The organism is Clostridioides sp. ES-S-0049-02 (assembly GCF_020658465.1).
Taxonomy (GTDB): Bacteria; Bacillota; Clostridia; order Peptostreptococcales; family Peptostreptococcaceae; genus Clostridioides.
This window is the reverse complement of record NZ_JACVWG010000011.1, coordinates 73155-97022: the sequence shown is the minus strand read 5'-3', so window position 1 is coordinate 97022 and position 23868 is coordinate 73155. Positions and strand designations below refer to the sequence as shown.

Genomic DNA, 23868 nt, shown 5'->3' with positions numbered 1-23868 from the left:
GGTAGCTCCTCCTCTATTATTGTAAAGAAATATTTTTAGCATCAGATTTTCTAATAGCTAAGTCAAATCCTCTAAATCTAATTATAATTGGGTCTCCAAATGGAGCAACTTTTTTAACTTCTATTTCAGTACTATTTATACATCCAAGTGCAAGTAATCTTTTAGATAATTTAATATCTCCATCTATATTATTAATAAGTCCTTTTTCTCCTATTTTCAAATCGTAAACAGTCATTATTAACACCTCCTAATGAAATTCATTATCATTAAAATTGTAACAAGTATGATACAAAAAGTCAAGGATTATAGGGGGAATTACAAGTTCAAATTGATGATATTTACTTTAAATATATTATAGAATATTTTAGTCTAAATTAGGTGTTTTTATATATTTTGTATTATAATGTAATATGATATATAAAATTTGGAGGAATTAACTTAATGAAAACTAGAAAAATGACATTTTTAGGTCTTATGATAGGATACAGTTTAGCCTTATATGTACTAGAGACATATATACCAAACCCTCTTATAATTATATTTCCAGGAGCAAAATTGGGTTTGAGTAATATTATAACTTTAATTTCATTAATGTTGTTAGGTGTCAGAGATACTGTTATAATTGTTACTATCAGGGTAATTTTGTCATCAATATTTGCAGGTCCTCTATCTTATCTTTTATTTAGCATAGGAGGAGCTTATTTGAGCCTTTTATTTATGTATTTAGCAAGTAAAATAAAGGGATTATCAATGATAGGAATAAGTATTTTAGGGGCAATAGGGCATAATATAGGTCAATTAATAGTTGCAAGTTTAATAATAGAAAATATACTTGCTATAGGATACTTGCCATTTATGTTAATGGCATCATTAGTAACGGGTATGTTTGTAGGATTAGTATCTAGGTATACGGTGCCCAAATTAAAGCATTTTTATAGTAAGTTTTATTGACATAATATTGACAAAATATAATATTGTTTGATAAAATGTATATAAAAATATACAAATTTGTAATAGTGGTGATTATTATGGCGAACAATGAATTAGAAGCGTTAAAAAATGAAATTGAAGCAGTTAGGGAAGAGATAAATACATACATAGAATATCCAGAAATATTTCAAGAAGAGCTCGTAGAATCAAGTAAGAAAATAGATATATTAATAAATAAATACATGTACTTAAGCAAATAGCCCACAGTTGTGGGTTTTTTTGTATTAAAAATTAACAGATATTACTATTTATCATATACTAATAATAATATTAAGGTATAAGATGTTATTTCTGATATAGAAATTATCTGTATGATATGATGTAGAAGTTATTTATATGATATAAATTATAATTGGGTCAGGAGGTTTTATATTATGGGCGATATAGGAACTAAGGAGATAGCAATAAGATTATTATTAGCATTAGTTATAGGAGGAATAATAGGACTAGAGAGAGAAAAGATAAGGCAATTTGCAGGATTTAGAACACATATATTAATAGCAATAGGTTCTTGTATTACCTCAATAACTTCAATCCAGTTATTGTCTGACTATAGTTTATATACAAATGCTGACCCAGCAAGAATGCCTGCTCAAGTGTTGTCTGGAATTGGTTTTTTAGGTGCAGGAGCAATTCTAAAGAACAAAGGTGGAGTGAAGGGGCTTACTACAGCCGCTGGTATGTGGGCAACTGCATGTATTGGTATAGCAGTTGGTTATGGTTATTATGAACTAGCAATTTTAGGATGGTTGTTTGTAATGATAGCATTATTTGTGCTTAGGATACTAAATACGTTTCTATTTAGTCAAGAAAAAAATGTATTGATATTAAAAATAAATAATTTAGATTCAATACCTTTTTTATATGATAAATTTGAAAAAAATCAACTTATTGTAAGGAATATGGAAATAGAATGTCGTAGTGAAGAATATTGGAAAGTAAACTTTTTTATATCTTATGATAAGAGAATACACTTACATGATGTTATGAAAGAAATAAATATGATAGAAGGAGTAATAAATGTAGATTATTTGGACTAAAATATATACAATATATTTTGTAAAGTAAATAAAATATAAAAATGAATTAAAATAGAGGTGTATAATATGGGAACTGATAGAAGTACGATAGAAGAAAAATACAAATGGAAAATAGATAAGATGTACTCTACTAAAGAAGATATTGAAAAAGACATAAGTAAAGTAAAAAATCTTATTCAAGAAGTAAAAGAATACAAAGGTAAATTTTCTGAGAGTAAGGAAAATTTATACAAAGTATTAAGTATCTCTGAAAATGCATCTAGAATCATCCAGAATCTATATGTATATACTCATATGAAACAACATGAAGATACTAGAATCAATGATAATCAAGGAAGAGCCACTAAGACAGAAATGTTATCAACTGATTTAGGAGTGGCTACTTCTTATATAGTTCCAGAGATACTGTCCATAGAAGAAGACAGATTAAATGAATATTTGAAGGATGAGAAGTTATCATTTTATACAAAATATATAAAAGATATATTGAGAGATAAGCCTCATACTTTGAGTGAAAAAGAAGAAGAGATACTTGCAGCTACATCTGAATTATCAACAGTTCCAGAAAATGTATATGATATGTTAGCATATGCAGATATGGAATTTCCTGAGATAGAGGATGAAAAAGGTAATAAGGTTAAACTTTCACATTCAAACTATTCTCTATTTATAAAAAGTAAAAATGGAAGAGTTAGAAAAGAAGCTTTTGAAGGAGAATTTTCTACTTATGGAAAATATAAAAACACATTTGCTTCAACACTTTATGGTGGAATAAAGTCAGAGATATTTTATGCAAAAACTAGAAAATATAATTCAGCAATAGAAGCATCGCTATTTTCAGATGATGTAAGCCTAGAGGTTTATAATAATCTTATATCAGCAATAGATGAAAGTATTCCTACTTTGAATAAGTATGTTGAACTTAAAAAGAAGTTCTTGGGATTAAATGAAATACACATGTATGACTTATATGTTCCTCTAACTGATAAATTTGATATGGATATACCTTATGAAAAAGCACAGAGCATTATATTAGAGGCACTTAAGCCTTTAGGAGAAGAATACTTAAAAGTTATAAAAAATGCATTTGAAGAAGGTTGGATTGATGTATATGATAATGAAGGTAAAAAAGGAGGAGCTTACTCTTGGGGAAGCTATGATTCACATCCTTATATATTAATGAGTTATAAAAATGACCTTAACTCTCTATTTACATTAATTCATGAATTAGGTCATTCTGTCCATAGCCATTATTCGAGAACAAGTCAGCCATTTTTATATTCAGATTATAAAATATTTGTTGCAGAAGTTGCATCTACATTAAATGAATTACTTCTTATAAATTATTTATTAGAAAATTCTAAGTCTAAAGATGAAACTATATATCTATTAAATTATTATTTAGAGCAATTTAGGACTACTGTTTATAGACAAACTATGTTTGCTGAATTTGAAAAAATTGTACATGAAAGAGTAGAAAGTGGAGAGCCACTTACTGCTGATGAATTTACTGATATATACTATAAATTAAATGAGAAGTATTATGGAAAATCTGCAATAGTAGATGAGCAAATAGGGATAGAGTGGGCAAGAATTCCACATTTTTATTCAAATTTCTATGTGTATAAGTATGCTACAGGATTTTCTGCTGCAAGTGCATTAAGTCAACAGATACTTTCAGAAGGTAGTAAAGCTGTAGATAGATATATAAACTTCTTAAAAAGTGGAGGGTCAGAGTATCCTTTAGAACAATTGAAATCTGCTGGTGTAGATATGACGAAAAAACAATCTATAGAAGAAGCTTTAAATGTGTTTGCTAGTTTGGTTAATAAATTAGAAAAAGAATTATAAAATATGATAAATTAATAGCTTAGATAAAAAATTATAAGAATATTATATGATGTATTATACTAGTGTTGATTGGAAAACACTTAAAAAAATTAATCTAATTTTAAATATACTATATAAAATTAAATTTTTACATGTATTTAACAATATTTACATTTACTTAACCTCGCTCTAATATTCACTTAACAAAAAATATGTATTATTAAAATATAGCAAATATGAAAACAAAAAAATTAAAATATAAGCGGGGGTAAGTAAAATGTTCAAAAAGAAAATAGGAGTTCTTTTAGCTAGTACAATGTTGGTTGGAGTCTTAGCAGTAGGATGTGGTTCTGACTCTGGAGGTTCAGGAGATTCAAATAAAGTTTCTGTTTCAGGTTCAACTTCAATAGGGCCTCTTATGGAAACTATTGGAGAGAAGTTTCAGGAAAAAAATCAAGGTGTTAGTGTAGAAGTACAACAAATTGGTTCTTCTGGAGGTATAAAAAATGCAATAGAAGGAACGTCTGAAATAGGTATGAGTTCAAGAGATTTAAAAGATGAAGAAAAAAGTGCTGGATTAAAGGAAACTAAGATAGCAATAGACGGTATAGCATTAATAACTAATAAAGACAACCCAGTAAAAAATCTTACAATGGACCAAATAAAAGGTATATACACAGGAAAGATAACTAACTGGAAAGAAGTTAACGGAAATGATGAACCAATAGTAATAGTATCAAGAGAAGAAGGTTCAGGAACTAGAGATGGATTCCAAGAAATTGTAGGATTCAAGTCAGAAGAATTGACTAAAGATGCACAAATAAGTGATGGTTCAGGAAATATAAAAACTACAGTTGAAGGAAATAAAAATGCTATAGGATATATATCATTTGGATATGTTGATGAGAAAGTAAATAGTTTAAAAGTAAATGATGTTGATGCAACTGATGCCAATGTAATAGCTAATAAATATCCAATATCAAGACCATTTATATTAGTTAATAAAGAAGATAAATTATCAGAAAAAGGTAAGGCTTTGATAGACTATATATTGAGTGATGAAGGACAAGCACTTGTTTCAGAAAAAGGATTCATTAAAGTTAATCAATAAGATAAAGCTAATTATTAAGATAAAAACTTAACATAAAAAAATATATGATACCCTGCAAAGTCAGCTTATAAAAATGCTACTATAACTTGCAGGGTATTGTCTATTATTGATGATAGAACTATAAACATTTTTAAATAAAAAATATATATAGTTAGTACATTATATTTAAAAAATATGTAAATATTGACAAGATAATATTACAATGTTAGAATAGAAATGAAATTTATCAGAACAATTTAAACAAGTTTAATGAAAATATTTTAGAAACTGAGAAGTATATCTTATTATTGGGCATCTAGAGGTATATGGAGTTAGTGGTGCAACCGGCTATGAATATAATTTTATATTACATAGCCTTTTTTTTGTTTTAAATTTAACATAGTTGATATGAAATTTGAAAATTATAAGCTTTAATAACTTTACTTATATATATAAATGGCTATATTTAGCCAAAGTAGCCCTTTGTTGGAAAAGGGAAATTTTTTAAAAAATATAATGCAATTATAACGAAGATATAATAATTTTATAATCAATTAAAATACATAATATAATTTTTTTATAACAATGTACTTACCAAAATAATACAATTTATTTTATATTATAACCATATAAATCGTATAAATCAATACTCAAACTGGCTAATGGACAAGTTTCTATAAATATCGTATATATATGAGATATAATGATTTTAAGTTCCATTTTCCAACAATCGGAGACTTTGATTAGTATTTAATAATGAATGCTTAATATTTAAGACAATGTTCAAGAATTATTCAAAAATACTTAAGTTTTATAGTCTAGTTTGTAAAGATATTATAAAATAATAATATTAGTTAGATTAAGAGGTAAAACATTATAATTTGTAATACTTATAACTTTAGATTATGATTAAAATATTTTTGAATGGAGTGGTGTAATGTATAACTTATTAGTTGTAGATGATGATGTTGATATTTTAAACATAAATCAAATTTATTTTTCTAACATAGGTTTTAACGTATACACAGCAGAGACTGCTAAACGTGCAATGAAGATAGTAGAAAGTATAGTTTTAGACTGTATAATACTAGATATTGCACTACCAGATTCAGATGGATATAAAATATGTAATGCTATAAAAGAAAAGGTTAACATACCTATAATATTTTTATCTAATTACGAACATGAAGAGGAAAGAGTTCAAGGTTTTTTATCTGGAGCAGATGATTATATAACAAAGCCATATAGCTTAAAAGAACTTGAACTTAGAATCTATGCTCGGATGAGGCAATATAAAAACATTACATCAGTTCCTAATGTGTTAAAGTTTTCATCCCTAGTAATAAATGTAAATTCAAGAAAAGTAACCTTTGATGAAAAGGGTATTGACTTAACCACCATGGAGTTTGAAATACTATTATTTTTAGCTGAAAATAAAGAACAAGTATTTTCAAAAATAGAGATATATAATCAAGTTTGGAAAATGCCTGATGTTGGAGATCAACATACTGTACAAGTTCATATTGCACAGATGAGGAAAAAAATTAATTCTTTAAGCAGAGAGCATCAATATATTCAAACCGTGTGGGGTAAAGGATATAAGTTTGTACCATAAGCAAGATAATGTAAGCAATAAATAGTTCTTATTTTATCATTTAATATTACTACAAAAGAAAGAGATGTGGTTAATGCAATGAAAAAGTCTAATGTACTAAAAGGAACTCTCATTGTATTGATAGTCTCTCTGTTGGCAATAATAGGATTAAATTTTCTTTATAAATATGATAATAAATATACATATAAGTCTATTAGAGCAAGTAATGGAATTTTAACTATAGATGAGGATACTTTTTCTAAAAATAAACTTGTTTTTCTAATAGATGATTGGGAATTTTATAACCATAAGATATTTAAGCCAAAAGATTTTAGAGAGAAACATATAAAACCAGAATACATTTTCATAGGACAATATCCAGATTTTTCCATGAGAAAAGAAAAACAATCGCCATATGGAAATGCAACTTATCGCATGAGGATAAAAAATGAAGGTAAAGACAAAGTACTAAGCCTAGAACTTCCAGAAATCTTTTGTTCAAGTGAAGTTTGGATAAATGGTGAAATAGTCTCTAAGTTAGGAGATATAGGTACAGAAAGATATAGACCTAAAATTAAAAACACAGTAGTAAGTTTTGTTGCAAAGAAAGATACAGAAATTATAATCAATGTGTCCAATTTCTCACATTATTATAGCGGTTTGTATTATCCACCTGCATTAGGAAAAACAAAAGATGTAAGTAATATGATATTTTATAGATTAGTTTTTTATAGTGTTATTTGTTTTACAACTATTGCAATAGCTATATTTTCTCTAGCTGTTTGGGTACTTTCAAAACAAAGCAAGCTATATTTATACTTTGGATGTATGTGTATTTTTTTTGCTATACACGTGTCATATCCTTTTATACATTTAATGGGGCTTCCTTTAGTGAACTTTACATATGCAGTTGAAGATTCATCATACTTTATAGCAGTTTTATGTATTATTTGTATAAATGGAAATATATCCAAAATTGAAAGAAATAAAGTATATAGATTTTTAATTTTACCATTAGGAATTACTATGTGTATCATATCCATTGTGATACCAGTTATTCTTCTTCCATATGATATATACTTTGTTAATATCTATGGAAAATTAATAGACATATATAAATATGTTGTATTTATTTACATATTGATGTCTTCAATAGTTTCAATTTATAAAAAAACATACTTTGAGCAATTAAGCTCCTATATTTTAGTTTCAGCAAACATAGTGTTTGGTGTCAGTATATTATTTGATGTAGTGACTAGTAATAGGTTTGAACCTATATTTACAGGATGGCAAACAGAATACTGTGGTTTTTTAATAGTTATTTTGTTTTCTATTATGATGATAAATAGAAATAGAATAATAATAAAAGAAAATGAAAAACTCACACAAAATCTTGAGCATGAAGTTGAAGTAAGAACTAATGAACTTACAACACTATTAAATGAACGTAAAAAATTCTTGGCAGATGTAGCACATGATTTAAAGGCACCTGTTTCAGCTATACAGGCATTTATAGATTTAATAAAGTTGGGGAATATTCATGTAGATGAGGAGACAAGAACCTATCTTTATGCAATAAACCAAAAATCAAATGAAGTTCAAAATAGAGTACGTAGTTTACAAGAATTTACATTACAAGATAAAAAAATTGGTCTTAGTGAAAAAATATGTCTGAATGATTTTATTAAAGAGGTATATGAAAATAATTTACCAGATACACAAGCATGTGGTGTAAATTTTGAAGTTTATATATTAGATAAAAAAATATATGCAAAAGTAAATAAAGAAAGATTGGCTAGAGCATTTGAAAATTTAATTTATAATGCTTTGAGCTTTACTTCATTTGATGGGAAAATAATTTTGTCAGTGAATAAAGAAGATGGATTTGCAATTATTAAAATTTCTGATAATGGTAAAGGTATACCAGCAGAAAATATACCAAAGATATTTGACCGATTCTTTACAGAAAGGGACAATAGTACTTCAAAAGGTCAAGGGTTAGGATTATATATTGTTAAATCCATTATAAGAGAGCATGATGGAGAGATTTTTGTAGATTCAGAGTTGGAAAAAGGAACTGTTTTTACAATAAAATTAAGTTTATGTTTTTTATAATAAATAGTTATTTAATATAAAAGAATAATGATATTTAGGAGTGATTATAATGCAAACTAAGATATTAATAATAGATGGAGACAAGAATAATTGCCAGGAATTAAAAAATTTCTTGGAGCAAAAAGGAATAAATGTAGATTTGGCGTATAACTGTGAAGAAGCTATTGGAAAAATATTTAGCAATAAATACGATTTGATATTTTTAGAAATAATCTTAACTGATGGTGATGGATGGACTTTATGTAAAAAGATTAGAAATGTAACTACGTGTCCTATTGTTTATATGACTTATATAAATGAAGACCAAAGTATTTTAAATGCTTTAAATTCTGGTGGTGATGATTATTTAATCAAACCTTTAAATTTGGAAATACTATATGCAAAGGTAAAAGCAATTTTAAGAAGAGTAACTTCATATATAAATAACAATGAAAGTAATACAAGATTAGAAGAATACAATAGAACAAGTGGAGTAATAAAATTAGAAGATAAAATAATAAAATTAACTCCAACAGAAAATAAGTTGTTGAACTATTTTATAGAGAATCCAGAAAAGACCTTAACTACCAAAGAGATATATGAACATGTATGGTTAAATGATTATCTAGAGGATAATTATAGTGTAGTAGTTGCAGTGAACGGACTGAGAAAGAAAATAGAGAAAGATTACAAAAATCCTCAAAAAATCATAACAATAAGAGGAGCAGGGTATTACTTTAATAAGGAATAATAAATATATAGATTATAAAAGGTTAAATCTAGTTAACAAATTTTAATAGCAGATATAAATAATAAATTACGTGTAGTACGTATTATTACTTATATCTGCTATTTTATTGTTGCCAAATATAGTTAAATTGTAAAGTAAATGTCAAATATAGTCCAAAAAGTAAAATTAATGTTAAAAAAGTGAATATAATTTTACACTTGTTTAACTTAAACCTAATATAGATTTAACTTAAAAAAAGTAGAATAAAAATATAGAAAATTTAATAATGACGAACTTATAAAAATTTAAATTTTAAATACAGAACGAAAATAAATAGGTATATTTTAATGGGAGGATATTATGATAGTAAAATCTAGGTTAGTAGGTTTAGAAAAAAATGACAATAATGGAAATAAGACTAAATATATAGTCGAAAAAGTAGCAAAAAATATATTTCTATTAAGTGCTTTAGTAGCAGTCGCAAGTTTACTTTTGATAATAGGATTTGTATTTTATAAAGGGTTAAGACCTTTTATATTTGAGGGATACTCATTTATAGATTTTTTAACAGGTGCGGATTGGGTTCCTTCAGCTAATAAGTTTGGAATATCATCTATGATAGCAGCATCAATAGTTGCTACAATTGGTGCACTTGTAATAGGAGTACCAATTGGAATATTAACATCTGTATTTATAGCAGAAGTAGCACCTAAAAGATTAGCAAAAATAATGTCACCAGCAGTTGAACTTCTGGCAGGTATACCTTCAGTACTATATGGGGTGTTTGGCCTTGCAGTAATAGTTCCAATGATACAAAGTATATTTAATCTTCCAAAAGGACAGAGTTTATTAGCAATAATAATAGTATTAGCAGTAATGATGCTTCCAACAATAATATCTGTATCAGAAACAGCTATAAGAGCAGTACCAAAAGCATATAAAGAGGGTTCATTAGCACTTGGTGCATCAAAAATAGAAACAATATTTAAAGTTGTATTACCAGCTGCAAAGTCTGGAGTATTAGCAGCAGTAGTACTAGGCGTAGGAAGAGCTTTAGGAGAGACAATGGCAGTAATACTTGTTGCAGGAAATTCACCAGTTATGCCAACTTCTATAACAGATAGTGTAAGACCACTTACAACTAATATAGCACTTGAAATGGGATATGCATTTGGGACACATCAAGAAATGTTATTTGCAACTGGAGTAGTATTGTTTACATTTATATTAATTTTAAACTTAGTTTTAAATAAACTTTCAAATAAGGCGGTAAATTAAGATGAGAAAGTTCAGAGAGAATATATTGAAATTATTAGTATATCTATCAGCATTATTTACAATAGTATCACTAGTAGTTATAGTAGGATTTATATTTATAAAGGGAATCGGAAATATGAATTTTAACTTCTTATTTAGTAATTATTCAGCATCAGGTGATGGTGGTATATTCCCAATGATAATTACAACATTATATACTGTATTGGTTTCTATAATTGTAGCAACACCAATAGGAATCTTAGCAGCTATATATTTACAAGAATATGCTAAAAAAGGAAAAGCAGTTACAGCTATAAGGTTTGCCACTGAAAGTTTGTCAGGAATACCATCTATAGTTTATGGGTTATTTGGAGGAATTTTCTTTGTAGTTACCTTAAAAATGGGATATTCAATAGTTGCAGGGTCACTTACAGTTGCAATAATAATATTACCAGTAATAATTCGTACAACAGAAGAAGCTTTAAAGACAGTTCCTCAATCATATAGGGAATCATCTCTAGCATTAGGAGCTACTAAATTTCAAACTTTATATAAAGTAGTACTTCCAAGTGCAGTACCAGGAATTTTGTCAGGAGTAATATTGTCAGTTGGTCGTATAATTGGAGAATCAGCTGCTATACTACTTACAGCAGGTACTGTAGCTAAGATGCCAGGAGGAATATTTGATAGTGCAAGAACACTAACTGTACACTCATACTTACTAACTAAAGAGAGTGGAGACATAGCGACAGCAGCTAGTATAGGTATTGTTTTAATAGTAATTGTATTAGTATTAAATATGTTAGCAAGATTTGTTGCTAAGAAGTTAAATAAGGCTAATTATTAAATTTAAGAGGTGTGAATGATGGAATTAATCAATAAAATAAAAATGAGTGTAAAAGATTTGGATTTATTTTATGGTGACAAACAAGCTCTAAATAAAATAAATATGGATATAAAAGAAAATAAAGTTACTGCCTTAATAGGTCCATCTGGATGTGGAAAATCTACTTTTATAAGAACATTAAATAGAATGAATGACCTAATAGAAAATGTAACAATTACAGGGACTATTTCCGTTGATGGAGAAGATATCTATACTTCAGATGATGTTATAAACCTTCGTACAAAAGTAGGAATGGTATTTCAAAAACCCAATCCATTTCCTATGAGTATATATGATAATGTTGCATATGGACCTCGTACGCATGGGTTAAGAGATAAAAAGCAACTAGACAAGATAGTAGAAGAAAGTTTGAAGGGAGCAGCTATTTGGGAGGAAGTTAAAGATAGGCTTAAATCATCTGCATTAGGATTATCTGGAGGACAACAACAACGTATATGTATAGCGAGAGCAATTGCTATGAGACCAGAAGTTATACTTATGGATGAACCTACATCTGCTTTAGACCCAATTTCAACATTAAAAGTAGAAGAACTTATAGAAGATTTGAAAAAGGACTATACAATAGTCATAGTTACACATAATATGCAACAAGCTGCTCGTATATCAGATGAAACAGCTTTTTTCCTAAATGGAGAGGTTATAGAATTTAGTGATACAAAAACTATGTTTACTACTCCTGTGGATAAAAGAACAGAAGACTATATAACAGGTAGATTCGGTTAAAATATATAACTATAAAGGAGTTAGACAATGGTCAATAATAGTTTAGATATAAGTATTGATACTTTAAAAGAGCAGACAGTACTTATGATGGAAAAATGTGAAGAGGCAATAGAAAAGTCTGTAACTTGTATGATAGAAAAAGATTTAGAAGGTGCAAGAAAAGTAGTGGATGATGATGAAGAAATAAATAAATTGAGAGAAGAAATAAGAGATAAAAGTATAGAATTAATAGTGCTAAAACAGCCAATGGCGAGAGACTTAAGATTTATTTATTCTTTGGGAAACATATCAATAGAATTAGAACGAATTGGAGATTATGCAGCAAATATAGCTAGAGAAATGTTGAAAATAGGTGGAGAAGCTTATATAAAAGAGTTGATAGATATACCTAAAATGGCAAAGGAATGTAAGAATATGATGTCTCAAACTAGAGAGGCTTTAATATCATTTGATGCAAGTATAGCTTATAATGTTGGAAGTAAAGATGACATTGTAGATGATTTATATGAGCAAGTACAAATTGATTGTTTAAAAATAATGCATGAAAATTCAAATACAATAGATCAAGGTGTAAAACTTTTACTTATAGGAAGATACCTTGAACGAATTGGAGACCATATAACAAATGTATGTGAAAAAATAATCTTTGCAATTGAAGGTAAAATGGTAGAGATAGGATAAAAAACTGCTTTATAGCAGTTTTTTTATTGTCTAAATTAAAAAGCAATTGTTAAAAAAATGCGATTAATGGGTAAATTTAAAAAATTGTGATATACTAGGAACATATTAAATATGAGGATGCGTATTTTATATAAGGTGCTTTTAGGAGGTGGAAATTTGAAACTTCAAAAGATGGGTATGAGGACTATAAAGACAGGAATTAGTGTAACTTTATGTATGCTTCTTGGTAATTATTTAGTTGAGAATATGTTTTATTCTCTAGTAGCATGTATAATTTCTGTTCAGGACACAGTGAAAGGTTCTTTAAAGACAGGAATCAATAGAGTAGAAGGTACTATTTTGGGTGGTATAATAGGATTTTTATTTGCTATCACTAAAGCAGGAGACCCATTTTTATGTGGTCTTGGTGTAATGTGTTCAATATATCTATGTAATCTGTTTAAAATAAAGTCAGTAGTTGTTGCCTGTGTCACTTTTCTAGCCATACATCTAGGTGTAGGAAACAATGACCCCGTATACTATTCTTTACACAGGGTATTAGATACATCTGTAGGAGTTTTATTTGGTGTACTCGTTAATTATTATGTTGCTAGACCAAACTACCTAAATAGTGTTATAGATGAGTTTAAAAAAATAGAAGAACTTTCAATGTTGCTTATTGAAGAAAAAATACTTAGAAAAGAAAATCTAGATGTAGAAAAATTTGAAGAAGAAGTAGAAAAATTGGAAGAAATATATTCAAAACTTATCGACGAGCTAGACTATAGTTTAAGTGAAACCAATATAGAAAAAATAGAAAATGCCTTAAGGATATGTAGAGAAATCCACTTTCACATGCAATCTATAGAGTTACTAGAAAATAAACTCTATTTAAAAGAGCATACATATAAATACCTTAAGAAAACATATGGTGTGGATGAACTGGATTGGAACGTAGATGAAGAAAAAAGTCCAGTGTTTAACTATCATTTAATGAAAATAATGCTTGAAATAGAATTATTGAAAAAATTAAATAAGTCATATCAATAATAGTCAATAAATAATAAATAAAAAATAGTATCTTTGTAAATATTAAACATATATAAGTTTAATTTACGGAGGTACTATTTTTTATGAATACTATAAATGATAATTCTAAAATATTAGAAAGATACAAAATGAAGCTTTTTGGAGAACTTGTAAAGGCAGTATGGAATGAGGATACAGAAGATATTGAAAACTTGCCTGAAAAAATTTTAAGTGAAGAGTTAAACGAAAATTTAGATAGTCATTTTGATAATCAATTTGACAAAGATACTATGGTGAATTTAATCAGGGTAACTATGGGATTGGATGTAACAGGAGATACAGATAAAAACCTAAAAGATGCATTGCACGAAGCTGTAAATTTGGATGAAGTAAAAAGACCAATAATATCTATAATATCAGATGCTTGTAAATATTGTGATGAAAATAATAAAGAAGATGAGTCATGCAATATAAGAAATAAGCATATTAATTGTAATGAGGAAGATACATGTAGTGCCTGTGGTGATTGTGTGTCAAGATGTAAATTAGGTGCGATATCAGATAAGATTGAATTCATACCAATGATAAAGCTATTAAAAGATATAAAGAGTCCCGTATATGCAATAGTCGCACCAGCTTTTGTAGGTCAATTTGGAAAAGATGTAAGTCCTGGTAAGTTAAGAACTGCATTAAAAAAGATAGGATTTGAAGATATGATAGAAGTTGCTTTAGCAGCAGATATGCTTACTGCAAAAGAAGCATATGACTATTATGAGCATATGAAAAAGGACGAAGAAGGATGCTTTATAACTAGTTGCTGTTGCCCTATTTGGGTTAGCTTAATACAAAATAGTTTTCCTCAAATATTAGATAAGGTATCACCATCTGTGTCACCTATGATTGCTTGTGGTAGAGCTGTAAAGATTTTAAATCCAGAGGCTAAAGTTGTATTTATAGGCCCTTGTATGGCAAAGAAGAAAGAAGCAATGTTGGAAGATATAAAGGATGCAGTTGATTTTGTACTTACGTTTAAAGAATTACAGGAAATATTTGATGCATTAGAACTAAATCCAGCAGTAATGGATGAAAGTAATAGAGTAGAAGCATCTCTTTCAGGTAGAGTTTATGCTAGAACAGGGGGTGTAAGTAAAGCAGTCAAATTATCAGTTAGAAGAATTGATAAAAACATAAAGTTTAAAGAAAAAGCATTTGAAGGAACAAAAGAATGTATGGATGGTCTGAAGAAAGTTTTAAATAAAGAGATAGAGGCTACTTTCATAGAAGGAATGGGTTGCGTAGGAGGTTGTGTGGGAGGTCCTAAGCGTATTTTAAGTGTAGAAGAAGGTACTAAGAATGTTGATGAATACAGTGAAAGTACAAATATGGAAACACCATTTGATAATTTAAATGTTCTACAATTTTTAACTTCTATGGGAATAAAGAGAGTAGAATCATTGGGAGAAAAAGAAGAAGAACAAGTAAAGAAAATATTTAGCAGAGACATAAAAAGTAATAAGAAGGACAATAAATATAAAAAATAATTTTTTTAGTTTGAGTTTATGTTTTTATAAAAAGGGAGATATGGGGGATGAAAATTAAAGATAATAAAACTGTTTTTCATGTAATTATACGTGTATTTCTTGTAGCTGTTTTAATTTTAACTGGGACATTATTAGAAGAAAAAATTAACAATGTTCCAGTTGAAAATCTCAATACAAAAGATAAAACTACATTAGAATTACTTTCTCAAAATAACACTTTAGGAGAAATTATATATAAAACATCTCAAGAAGAGAGGAAAGGACCAGGAGCTACATCTGAAAAAGTTGCATACATAACAATAGATGATGGACCATCAAAATATACAAATACATTGCTCGATATTTTAAAAGAAAATGATGTCAAAGCGACATTTTTCATGCTTAATCAAAATATGAAAAACCACAAAGAAGAGGTGAAGAGAGTCTTAGAAGAACAAAATTCGATAGGATTTCATAGTGTAAGTCATGATATACATAAGTTGTATAAGAGTCCAGAAGTAACAGTTGGAGAATTTGACACATGTAATAAAACGCTACAGGATATAACTGGTCAAAGCTCAAAGTTAATAAGACTACCATATGGAAGTAAGCCATATATGCCAGAAGGTTCATACGATAAGCTTATGGCAAATAATTACCTAATTTGGGATTGGAATTTAGATACACAAGACTGGAAATCGTCCACAAGTCAAATAGTTAGTAATATTTTATATTATGGAAGAAAAAGAGATGAATTAGTAGTATTAATTCATGAAAAAGAACAAAGTGTAAATGCTTTAAATAATATGATAAGAATTTTAAAAGAGAGAGGATATACTATATTGCCAATTACAGAGAATGTTATGCCTAAAAACTTCTGGCAAGAAAACCTATAGTGAACTTTAAAAAATATAAAATAAAGCATTTATAAAATATAATACATAACTTAATTACATTTAAAATATTATAGTTAAAATGTCATATAGGAAAATAGCATATAAAGTGAAACTAACATAAAATTGATAAAATAGTAGTAAAAATGTCAATAAAGTAATAGAATAATTATTGACTATGTAAGACAAAATAATTTAAAAAAATAGTATAGATTATAATAATTAGCATAGAATATAAAAAATGATAATTGGGAAAATTCAGAAAAAATAAAATAAAAATAATTGACAAAGAGAATAATATTTGTATATAATAATATATAATATTAAAGACTAAGAAGAAGAGGAGTAAGTAAATACTACTAAAAGAGAGGAAAATTCACTGGCTGTAAGATTTTCTAAGTATAAGGTTTGCTGAATGTAGCTTTGGAGTTTCTAAACTGAACTATTAGTAAGTTTAGACGGTTAGAATCGTTAAATTCTTTGAGAGTCAAAGTTATTAAGATTGTCATTAACTATTAATTTAATTATACGTTGATGAATTTTTAAGCTTTGGAATTAAGGTGGTAACGCGAGCTTTTCGTCCTTTTAAAAGAGGATGAAAGGCTCTTTTTTATTCCCAAAAATATTTAAAAAATTTATTTATAAAAATATAGGAGGCAATACAATGGAAAATACGAACTTATCAAAAACTTATAATCCTAAAGATTTTGAGGCTAGGCTATATAAAAAATGGATGGATGAAGGGTATTTTAAATCTAAACCAAACCCAGATAAAAAACCATTTACAATAATGATGCCGCCTCCAAATATAACAGGTCAATTGCACATGGGACATGCTCTTGACCATACTCTTCAAGATATACTTATTAGATGGAAACGTATGGATGGATATGAAGCTTTTTGGCTTCCAGGAACTGACCATGCTTCTATAGCAACTGAAGTTAAAGTTGTTGAAAGAATAAAAAAAGAAGAAGGTAAGACTAAATACGAAATAGGAAGAGAAGAATTTTTGAAGAGAGCTTGGGCATGGAGAGACGAATTTGGAGGAAAAATAGTTAATCAGCTTAAACAATTAGGAGATTCTTGTGATTGGGATAAAGAAAGATTTACTATGGATGAAGGTTGCAATGAAGCAGTTATAGAGTTCTTTGTAAACCTATATGAAAAAGGACATATATATAGAGGGAATAGAATAATAAACTGGTGTCCAGACTGTAAAACTACTTTATCAGATGCAGAAGTTGAGCATGAAGAGCAGGATGGAAACTTTTATCATATAAAATATCCATTAAAAGATAGTGAAGACTTCTTGGAAATAGCTACTACTAGACCTGAAACAATGATAGGGGATACTGGTATAGCTGTAAATCCAGACGATGATAGATACAAACACTTAATAGGAAAAACAGCAATACTTCCATTAGTAGGAAGAGAACTTCCAATAGTTGCAGATAGTTATGTAGATTTAGAGTTTGGAACTGGTGCTGTTAAGATGACTCCAGCTCATGACCCTAACGATTTTGAAGTAGGTTTAAGACATAATCTTGAGCAATTAAATACAATGAATGAAGATGGAACTATGAACGAAGTTTGTGGAAAATATGAAGGTATGGATAGATTTGAGTGTAGAAAAGCCATCATAGCAGACTTAAAAGAACAAGGATATCTAATCAAGATAAAAGAGCATAATCACAATGTAGGAACTTGTTATAGATGCCATACAGTAATTGAGCCTAGATTATCAGAGCAATGGTTTGTTAAGATGGAAGAACTTGCAAAACCAGCTATAGAGATTCTTAAAAAAGGAGAATTAGAATTTGTTCCAGATAAATTTGATAAAACTTATTTACAATGGTTAGAAAATATAAGAGATTGGTGTATATCAAGACAATTATGGTGGGGTCATCAAATACCAGCTTACTATTGTCAAGAGTGTGGAGAAATAGTAGTTGCTAAAAAGATGCCAGATAAATGTCCTAAATGTGAAAGCACTCATTTTAAACAAGATGAAGACGCACTAGATACTTGGTTTAGTTCTGCATTATGGCCTTTCTCTACCCTAGGATGGCCAAATAAGACAGATGCATTAGATTATTATTATCCAACAAGTGTACTTGTTACAGGATACGATATAATATTCTTCTGGGTAGTTAGAATGGCATTTGCAGGTATGTTCTGTATGAATGAAAAGCCATTTGACCATGTACTAGTTCATGGCTTAGTAAGAGACTCTCAAGGTAGAAAAATGAGTAAATCTTTAGGAAATGGTATTGACCCATTAGAAATAATCGAGCAATATGGAGCTGATGCACTAAGATTTACATTAACAACTGGAAATTCCCCAGGAAATGATATGAGATTCTATATGGAAAGAGTAGAATTTGCTAGAAACTTTGCTAATAAATTGTGGAATGCATCAAGATTTGTATTTATGAATATTGATGAGGAGATAATTAAGAATATAAATAGAGAAAATGTAAAAGATAATTTAACTCTAGCTGACAAATGGATAATATCAAGAGCCAATAATATTGTAAAAGAAGCTACTAATAATATGGATAAATTTGATTTAGGGATAGCATTACAAAAGATATATGATTTTACTTGGTCAGAATACTGTGACTGGTATATTGAAATGGTAAAACCTAGATTATATGGAGACGATACAGATGCTAAGTCTGCTGCTTTATATACATTAACTTATGTACTTGAAAAAATATTAAAATTACTACATCCATATATGCCATTTATAACAGAGGAAATATACACTCATCTTCCTACTGTTGAAGGTTGTATAATAGTATCTGAATGGCCAAAATATAATGAAGAAGATAATATGGTTGATGAAGAAGAAATGATGAGTTTATTAATGGAAGGTATAAGAAGTATAAGAAATGTGAGAGCAGAAATGAATGTACCACCTTCTAAGAAGGCTAAATTAATAATAGTACCAAGTGAAGATAAGATAGAAACTATTGAACTTGGTAAGGATTATTTTATAACTTTAGCATCTGCTTCAACTGTTGAGATATCAAAAGACAAATCAAATGTACCAGAAGATGCAGTTGGTGTAGTTATTGATGGTGTTGAAATATTCATACCTCTTAATGAATTAGTTGACTTTGAAAAAGAAATTGAAAGGCTATCTAAAGAAATGAAAAAGTTAGAGGGAGAGATAAAGAGAGTTAATGGAAAACTTGCAAATCAAGGATTCTTAGCAAAAGCTCCTGAAAGCTTAATAGAAGAAGAAAAAGCTAAAAAAGAAAAATTTGAAGAAATGATTAAATCTGTTGAGGAAAGATTAGCAAATTTAAAAACTAAAGTAAAATAAATGTGTGGGATAAAAACATACAAAGAGTACTAAATATGTATTCTTTGTATGTTTTTCTTTCTATGTAGATAAATATGATGTTATAATTTTTTAGAGATATGTGATATTTTTATCTTATTATGACTGTATTAATTTTATATTTTTGAACTTTATAATCAATAAAAAATTGATATATTATAATATTTAATATAGGATAATAAATACATGTTGCGTTTGTTTTCCTATATTTTTTATGTTGTATAGTTAAAAAAAAAGATAAATATGTCAAAAAATAAGTTTATATATCAAAAATAATTGTTATGAGTAATTTAATCGACAATTTAAATTTATATCAAAATTTAAATATAAAGCTAGTTAGATACAGTTTGTAAATTGAAATAAAGTAAACTAAATGATATTTTAGATTTGGAGGTGATATTATGTTTAGGGTAGTTATATGTGATGACGAGAAAATACAAAGAAGCATACTAAAAGAGTTTGCAGAAAAACTGTTGTCTGAAAGGTGTCTAAATTATCAAATATTGGAATTTTCCTGTGGAGAAGATTTACTCTCCAAATACCCAGAAAAAATTGACATTATATTTTTGGATATCCAAATGAAAGATATTAATGGAATCGAGGTGGCTAAAAAAATAAGAAAATTTGATGAAAAGGTAGAGATTATATTTACGACAGCTTTTTCAGAGTATGCCCCACAAGGTTATGAAGTTCGTGCTTATAGGTATTTAGTAAAACCTATAGAGTATAGTAATTTCGCAATGGGTGTAAATCTTTGTATTGACAACCTTCAAAGAAAGAAGGAGCGTTATATAGTTTTGTACAATAAAAAAGGATTTAACAGAATACTGATAGATTCTATTTTGTATGTTGAAACTGTAAAGAGAGATTTAGTTGTACATACATCAGGTAGAGATTATAAAGCTAATATGAGTATGAAACAAGCGGAAAAGTTATTGTGTGAAAATGGCTTTTTTAGATGTCATACAAGTTTCATTGTTAACTTGAGAAGAATAGAAGATATTGGAGACAATATGATTACTATTAATGAAAAATTTATACCTATTAGTAAGTACAGACTTAAAGATTTAAAAGCAACTTTAACAAGCTTGTTATGTGATATAATGTATTAATTTTGAAAAAGGTAAAGAAATATAGTAAAAAATATTTAATGTCATCACAAAGCTATTGATTCAAAGCTGTCTTAATGTAGAAGAAATTTTCTATATTAAGACAGTTTCTATTATGTAAAGTGGTAATTTAGTAGTTATCAATATTGTTTTATATGTAAGGTATCCCAATTATAATCTGCATTAATTTAATTTTTAAATATTAACCTCAATATAGTATATTTTATATTTTGTACTATATCATATGTTGTATATAGTATTATAATATAATTCCAAATAAAAATATGGATATTGCACCTACAGCTATTGATACTGCAATAGATTTAAATTTATAAGCTACTAATAGTACTATTATGCCTGAAATAATCTTAGGATTAGTAAATGAAAGGTATAGATTATCTCCATTAAAGAAAATATCTTTTGCTATTAGTGAACTAAGTATAGCAATAGGTATAAATTTCATGATATCTTTAATAGATTCAGGCATATCATTTTTTGAGAATATTATCATAGGTAAAATTCTTGGAATATAAGTAACAATTGCCATGCCTAAGATAACTATAATTATGTAGTTATTATTCATAGTTGCCTTCCTTTCTATGTGTTAATTTTTGAATATAAAAACCAAATAAAGCAGATAAAATAGATGCTATTATAATAACTAAACTATTCTTAAAGAAAGTATATAAAACTACTGATAATAATATAGAAAGTATAGAAACAAGTACATATATTTTATTTTTAATTTGATTAACTATTAGAGTAATGAACATAGCTGTCAGCAGAAAGCCAGCAACAGAATCGCTTATATGAACAATCTCTCCAAGAAATGCACCCACGAAGCAACTTACAGCCCATACTATTATACAAAGGTTATTTAAGTATAAAGCATGTGTATCAGTCCAATTTCCATAAGTATATTTTTCTAAGTTTATAGCAAATGTTTCATCTGTAACACCATGACAAAAATACATTAAAAATTTCATGTTCTTATTTTTTATGTGCATATGTAAGTTAGAGCTCATTAGGAAGTTGCGAAGATTCAATATAAATGTAGTTAAAATTATTGAAGTAATACTTCCGTTTGAAGCGAGCATAGAAGCAGCTACAAATTGTGAGCTACCAGCAAATACTATAAATGACATAAACAATATATAGAAGGCTGGTAGACCTGATTTTTGAAGCATAATACCACAAATAAGTCCTAAGGGAATATATCCTAGAAATATTGGGATTGATGCTAGAAAGCTTTCCTTTAAGATTTCTCTTTTTGACATGTCTTTTTTCAAATACAATCACCCCTTAAAAATAATGAATATTTATAAAATTCTATAAATAATTGTTTCATTTTATTATAGCTATTTTAGCTAGTTATATCAATGATTAAGATGGTAGCCTGTAAGTATCAAAAATTCACTTATAGTCTGTAGAACTTATGGTAATGATTTTATAAATAGTTTAATTCTATTAAAAGATTTACTTTTATGCAATTTATTTATTGAAATATGATATAATGTATAGATATATGGTATTATTTAACATGCAAGAGAAATTTTATTTGATTGGATTTTTTAGATACTAACAAAATATAGTTTTTTAATATTACTTACGGATATTAATTTTTAGAATAGTGCTTAAATGGGTTGTACAACATATAAAGATAATTATTCCCCTAGATAAATAGAATTAAGATATATAACATTTAAATTACAAAATATGAAATATAATTAATTGTGAATAATAAATAATAAAATATACAAGGGGATTGTCTAATAAAAAAGACAGTCCCCTTTTTACAAATAATTCTAAAATGTGATATAAATCTAAAAATTTTATCGTAATATTTAACAATTTAATGACAATAATTGATATAATTAAGATGAATTAAGTATATAGTGTACTTATTTTACGTTTTTAGCAACAAATATAGCATTTAAAAGATAAATTGTGCCACATAAATTAAAGTTTAAGATGAACTATTAATGTAGATATATTAAAAACTTTTAGTAATGGAGAATATATGTGATATGAATAATAAAGTTAAGGTTGCAGTATTAGATACAGGAATAGATAAAGAACATGATTACTTAAAAGATAACTTAGTTGGAGGAATTGCTTTTGAATGTATGCATGACTATATCTTTATATCAGACAAATTTGATGATGAGGATGGTCATGGAACTGCTTGTGCATCAATAATAAAAAAGGAGTATGAAGATGTAGAACTATTTGTGATAAAAGTTTTAGGTAAAGATAGTATTGCAAATATAAAGGTTCTTGAAGAGGCATTAAAATACCTTTTGGATACTAATATAAGACTGATTAACTTAAGTTTATCAGTTATAGGTGTAGAAAGTGTTAAAGGTTTATTTGAAGTTTGCTATGAATTGTTTAGAAAAGGAAAGATAATAGTATGTTCCTTAGCCAATAACTTTGACTTGAGTTATCCAGCTATGTTTAACAATGTTATAGGTGTAAGGGCTTCTACTTTAGATATAGAGAATTCTTTTTGGTACAATAAAAAATATGATGTTCAATGTGTTATGGATAGTAATTCATATATAAGTTGTGATATAAATAATTCTTTCAGATTGCCACCAAAATGTAATAGTTATGTAGCTGCAAAATTTACTGGGAAAATAGCTAAAATATTGTCAGAAGAACCAAACATAACAGTATCTGCGTTAAATAAAAAACTTGAGTCTCTAGCAACCAAAAATTGTTGGAGTAGTCGTGATTTAGATAAGTATAGTAGGATTCCAGATTTTAAAGTGGATTTATATGATAAGGAAAATGCTCTGCTTATGGAAGTTGCAAATGTTATTAGAGAGTGTTTAAATACTGAAGCTGAGAATGAAAAATTATTTCAATGTAGTCTTTTTAATAAAGAGATAGGATTAGTTTATGATAATTGTTTTAATCTATTAGAAAAATTAGAGAAAAGATTTGATTTGAAATTTAATTATATGGATATATCAAAATATGACTTAGTTTCAATATATACATTAACTGAATTAGTAGAAAGATATAAAAATACAAAAGATAAATAAAAA

At 27.6% G+C, this 23868-nt stretch carries 21 protein-coding genes, 1 riboswitch and 1 other annotated feature; of the genes, 18 read left to right on the top strand and 3 right to left on the bottom strand.

The features are described from left to right. Window positions 1-16: 16 nt before the first annotated feature. Window positions 17-235, bottom strand: coding sequence for a FeoA family protein (locus tag IC213_RS17235; RefSeq protein ID WP_227433680.1), 219 nt, complete (start codon window positions 233-235; stop codon window positions 17-19). A 206-nt stretch (window positions 236-441) separates the two neighbouring features. Between IC213_RS17235 and IC213_RS17230 the strand changes: the two genes are divergently transcribed. From IC213_RS17230 to rgaR, 17 genes are all read left to right on the top strand, one after another. Beyond that, entirely contained in the window at window positions 442-951 is a 510-nt protein-coding gene (locus tag IC213_RS17230; RefSeq protein WP_227433681.1) for a Gx transporter family protein, read from the top strand. Window positions 952-1028: 77 nt separating this feature from the next. Continuing rightward, window positions 1029-1190: an aspartyl-phosphate phosphatase Spo0E family protein gene (locus IC213_RS17225; protein ID WP_009891746.1), complete on the top strand. Its 162-nt coding sequence runs from the start codon at window positions 1029-1031 to the stop codon at window positions 1188-1190. 174 nt (window positions 1191-1364) lie between these two features. Then, on the top strand, window positions 1365-2030 hold the full coding sequence (locus IC213_RS17220; RefSeq protein WP_227828304.1) for an MgtC/SapB family protein: 666 nt from the start codon (window positions 1365-1367) through the stop codon (window positions 2028-2030). Between the two features lie 66 nt (window positions 2031-2096). Further along, window positions 2097-3881, top strand: a complete 1785-nt coding sequence (pepF, locus tag IC213_RS17215) for an oligoendopeptidase F (RefSeq protein ID WP_227433683.1) — start codon at window positions 2097-2099, stop codon at window positions 3879-3881. 256 nt (window positions 3882-4137) lie between these two features. Then, window positions 4138-4971, top strand: coding sequence for a phosphate ABC transporter substrate-binding protein (locus IC213_RS17210; protein WP_227433684.1), 834 nt, complete (start codon window positions 4138-4140; stop codon window positions 4969-4971). Window positions 4972-5225: 254 nt separating this feature from the next. Continuing rightward, a riboswitch (cyclic di-GMP riboswitch) is annotated at window positions 5226-5309 on the top strand. Between the two features lie 578 nt (window positions 5310-5887). Next, window positions 5888-6565 carry a response regulator transcription factor gene (locus tag IC213_RS17205; protein WP_227863301.1) on the top strand — a complete coding sequence of 226 codons (678 nt, stop codon included), beginning with the start codon at window positions 5888-5890 and terminating at the stop codon, window positions 6563-6565. Between the two features lie 78 nt (window positions 6566-6643). Beyond that, entirely contained in the window at window positions 6644-8659 is a 2016-nt protein-coding gene (locus IC213_RS17200; RefSeq protein ID WP_227863300.1) for a sensor histidine kinase, read from the top strand. A 49-nt stretch (window positions 8660-8708) separates the two neighbouring features. After that, window positions 8709-9389 (top strand): response regulator transcription factor, encoded by a 681-nt coding sequence (locus tag IC213_RS17195; RefSeq protein WP_227863299.1) that lies wholly within the window; start codon window positions 8709-8711, stop codon window positions 9387-9389. Window positions 9390-9728: 339 nt separating this feature from the next. Beyond that, the gene (pstC, locus tag IC213_RS17190; protein ID WP_227855993.1) at window positions 9729-10646 is read left to right on the top strand and encodes a phosphate ABC transporter permease subunit PstC; all 918 of its coding nucleotides are present in this window, start codon (window positions 9729-9731) and stop codon (window positions 10644-10646) included. A gap of 1 nt (window position 10647) precedes the next feature. Next, window positions 10648-11472, top strand: coding sequence for a phosphate ABC transporter permease PstA (gene pstA, locus IC213_RS17185; RefSeq protein ID WP_227433689.1), 825 nt, complete (start codon window positions 10648-10650; stop codon window positions 11470-11472). Between the two features lie 18 nt (window positions 11473-11490). Continuing rightward, entirely contained in the window at window positions 11491-12255 is a 765-nt protein-coding gene (pstB, locus tag IC213_RS17180; protein ID WP_227433690.1) for a phosphate ABC transporter ATP-binding protein PstB, read from the top strand. A gap of 27 nt (window positions 12256-12282) precedes the next feature. Continuing rightward, window positions 12283-12936, top strand: a complete 654-nt coding sequence (gene phoU, locus IC213_RS17175) for a phosphate signaling complex protein PhoU (protein WP_227433691.1) — start codon at window positions 12283-12285, stop codon at window positions 12934-12936. Window positions 12937-13092: 156 nt separating this feature from the next. Continuing rightward, a complete protein-coding gene (locus tag IC213_RS17170) occupies window positions 13093-13965 on the top strand; it encodes an FUSC family protein (protein ID WP_227433692.1) in 873 nt (290 codons plus the stop codon). Window positions 13966-14048: 83 nt separating this feature from the next. Beyond that, entirely contained in the window at window positions 14049-15485 is a 1437-nt protein-coding gene (locus IC213_RS17165) for a [Fe-Fe] hydrogenase large subunit C-terminal domain-containing protein (RefSeq protein WP_227433693.1), read from the top strand. 47 nt (window positions 15486-15532) lie between these two features. Then, the gene (locus IC213_RS17160) at window positions 15533-16360 is read left to right on the top strand and encodes a polysaccharide deacetylase family protein (protein ID WP_227863298.1); all 828 of its coding nucleotides are present in this window, start codon (window positions 15533-15535) and stop codon (window positions 16358-16360) included. 320 nt (window positions 16361-16680) lie between these two features. Further along, window positions 16681-16945, top strand: a binding site (T-box leader). A gap of 76 nt (window positions 16946-17021) precedes the next feature. Next, window positions 17022-19688, top strand: a complete 2667-nt coding sequence (locus IC213_RS17155) for a valine--tRNA ligase (protein ID WP_227863297.1) — start codon at window positions 17022-17024, stop codon at window positions 19686-19688. Between the two features lie 419 nt (window positions 19689-20107). Continuing rightward, complete coding sequence (gene rgaR / locus IC213_RS17150) at window positions 20108-20818, top strand: two-component system response regulator RgaR (protein ID WP_227433696.1); 711 nt, start codon at window positions 20108-20110, stop codon at window positions 20816-20818. A 256-nt stretch (window positions 20819-21074) separates the two neighbouring features. On the opposite strand, the gene IC213_RS17145 is transcribed toward rgaR, so the two are convergent. Together IC213_RS17145 and IC213_RS17140 are read right to left on the bottom strand one after the other, a co-directional pair. Then, the gene (locus tag IC213_RS17145) at window positions 21075-21398 is read right to left on the bottom strand and encodes an AzlD domain-containing protein (protein ID WP_227433697.1); all 324 of its coding nucleotides are present in this window, start codon (window positions 21396-21398) and stop codon (window positions 21075-21077) included. Beyond that, window positions 21391-22104 (bottom strand): AzlC family ABC transporter permease, encoded by a 714-nt coding sequence (locus tag IC213_RS17140; protein WP_227481866.1) that lies wholly within the window; start codon window positions 22102-22104, stop codon window positions 21391-21393. The genes IC213_RS17145 and IC213_RS17140 overlap by 8 nt, the downstream gene beginning before the upstream one ends. Before the next feature lie 738 nt (window positions 22105-22842). Between IC213_RS17140 and IC213_RS17135 the strand changes: the two genes are divergently transcribed. Further along, complete coding sequence (locus IC213_RS17135) at window positions 22843-23865, top strand: S8 family peptidase (RefSeq protein ID WP_227863296.1); 1023 nt, start codon at window positions 22843-22845, stop codon at window positions 23863-23865. Window positions 23866-23868: the final 3 nt, after the last annotated feature.

Bases quoted from the DNA above. Each gene is read 5' to 3' on its own strand.
- IC213_RS17200 (WP_227863300.1), top strand. From the start codon at position 6,644: ATGAAAAAGTCTAATGTACTAAAAGGAACTCTCATTGTATTGATAGTC.
- IC213_RS17235 (WP_227433680.1), bottom strand. From the start codon at position 235: ATGACTGTTTACGATTTGAAAATAGGAGAAAAAGGACTTATTAATAAT.
- IC213_RS17210 (WP_227433684.1), top strand. From the start codon at position 4,138: ATGTTCAAAAAGAAAATAGGAGTTCTTTTAGCTAGTACAATGTTGGTT.
- rgaR (WP_227433696.1), top strand. From the start codon at position 20,108: ATGTTTAGGGTAGTTATATGTGATGACGAGAAAATACAAAGAAGCATA.
- IC213_RS17195 (WP_227863299.1), top strand. From the start codon at position 8,709: ATGCAAACTAAGATATTAATAATAGATGGAGACAAGAATAATTGCCAG.
- pstC (WP_227855993.1), top strand. From the start codon at position 9,729: ATGATAGTAAAATCTAGGTTAGTAGGTTTAGAAAAAAATGACAATAAT.
- IC213_RS17165 (WP_227433693.1), top strand. From the start codon at position 14,049: ATGAATACTATAAATGATAATTCTAAAATATTAGAAAGATACAAAATG.
- pepF (WP_227433683.1), top strand. From the start codon at position 2,097: ATGGGAACTGATAGAAGTACGATAGAAGAAAAATACAAATGGAAAATA.
- IC213_RS17135 (WP_227863296.1), top strand. From the start codon at position 22,843: ATGAATAATAAAGTTAAGGTTGCAGTATTAGATACAGGAATAGATAAA.
- pstB (WP_227433690.1), top strand. From the start codon at position 11,491: ATGGAATTAATCAATAAAATAAAAATGAGTGTAAAAGATTTGGATTTA.
- pstA (WP_227433689.1), top strand. From the start codon at position 10,648: ATGAGAAAGTTCAGAGAGAATATATTGAAATTATTAGTATATCTATCA.
- IC213_RS17160 (WP_227863298.1), top strand. From the start codon at position 15,533: ATGAAAATTAAAGATAATAAAACTGTTTTTCATGTAATTATACGTGTA.
- IC213_RS17145 (WP_227433697.1), bottom strand. From the start codon at position 21,398: ATGAATAATAACTACATAATTATAGTTATCTTAGGCATGGCAATTGTT.
- IC213_RS17205 (WP_227863301.1), top strand. From the start codon at position 5,888: ATGTATAACTTATTAGTTGTAGATGATGATGTTGATATTTTAAACATA.
- IC213_RS17225 (WP_009891746.1), top strand. From the start codon at position 1,029: ATGGCGAACAATGAATTAGAAGCGTTAAAAAATGAAATTGAAGCAGTT.
- IC213_RS17230 (WP_227433681.1), top strand. From the start codon at position 442: ATGAAAACTAGAAAAATGACATTTTTAGGTCTTATGATAGGATACAGT.
- phoU (WP_227433691.1), top strand. From the start codon at position 12,283: ATGGTCAATAATAGTTTAGATATAAGTATTGATACTTTAAAAGAGCAG.
- IC213_RS17220 (WP_227828304.1), top strand. From the start codon at position 1,365: ATGGGCGATATAGGAACTAAGGAGATAGCAATAAGATTATTATTAGCA.
- IC213_RS17155 (WP_227863297.1), top strand. From the start codon at position 17,022: ATGGAAAATACGAACTTATCAAAAACTTATAATCCTAAAGATTTTGAG.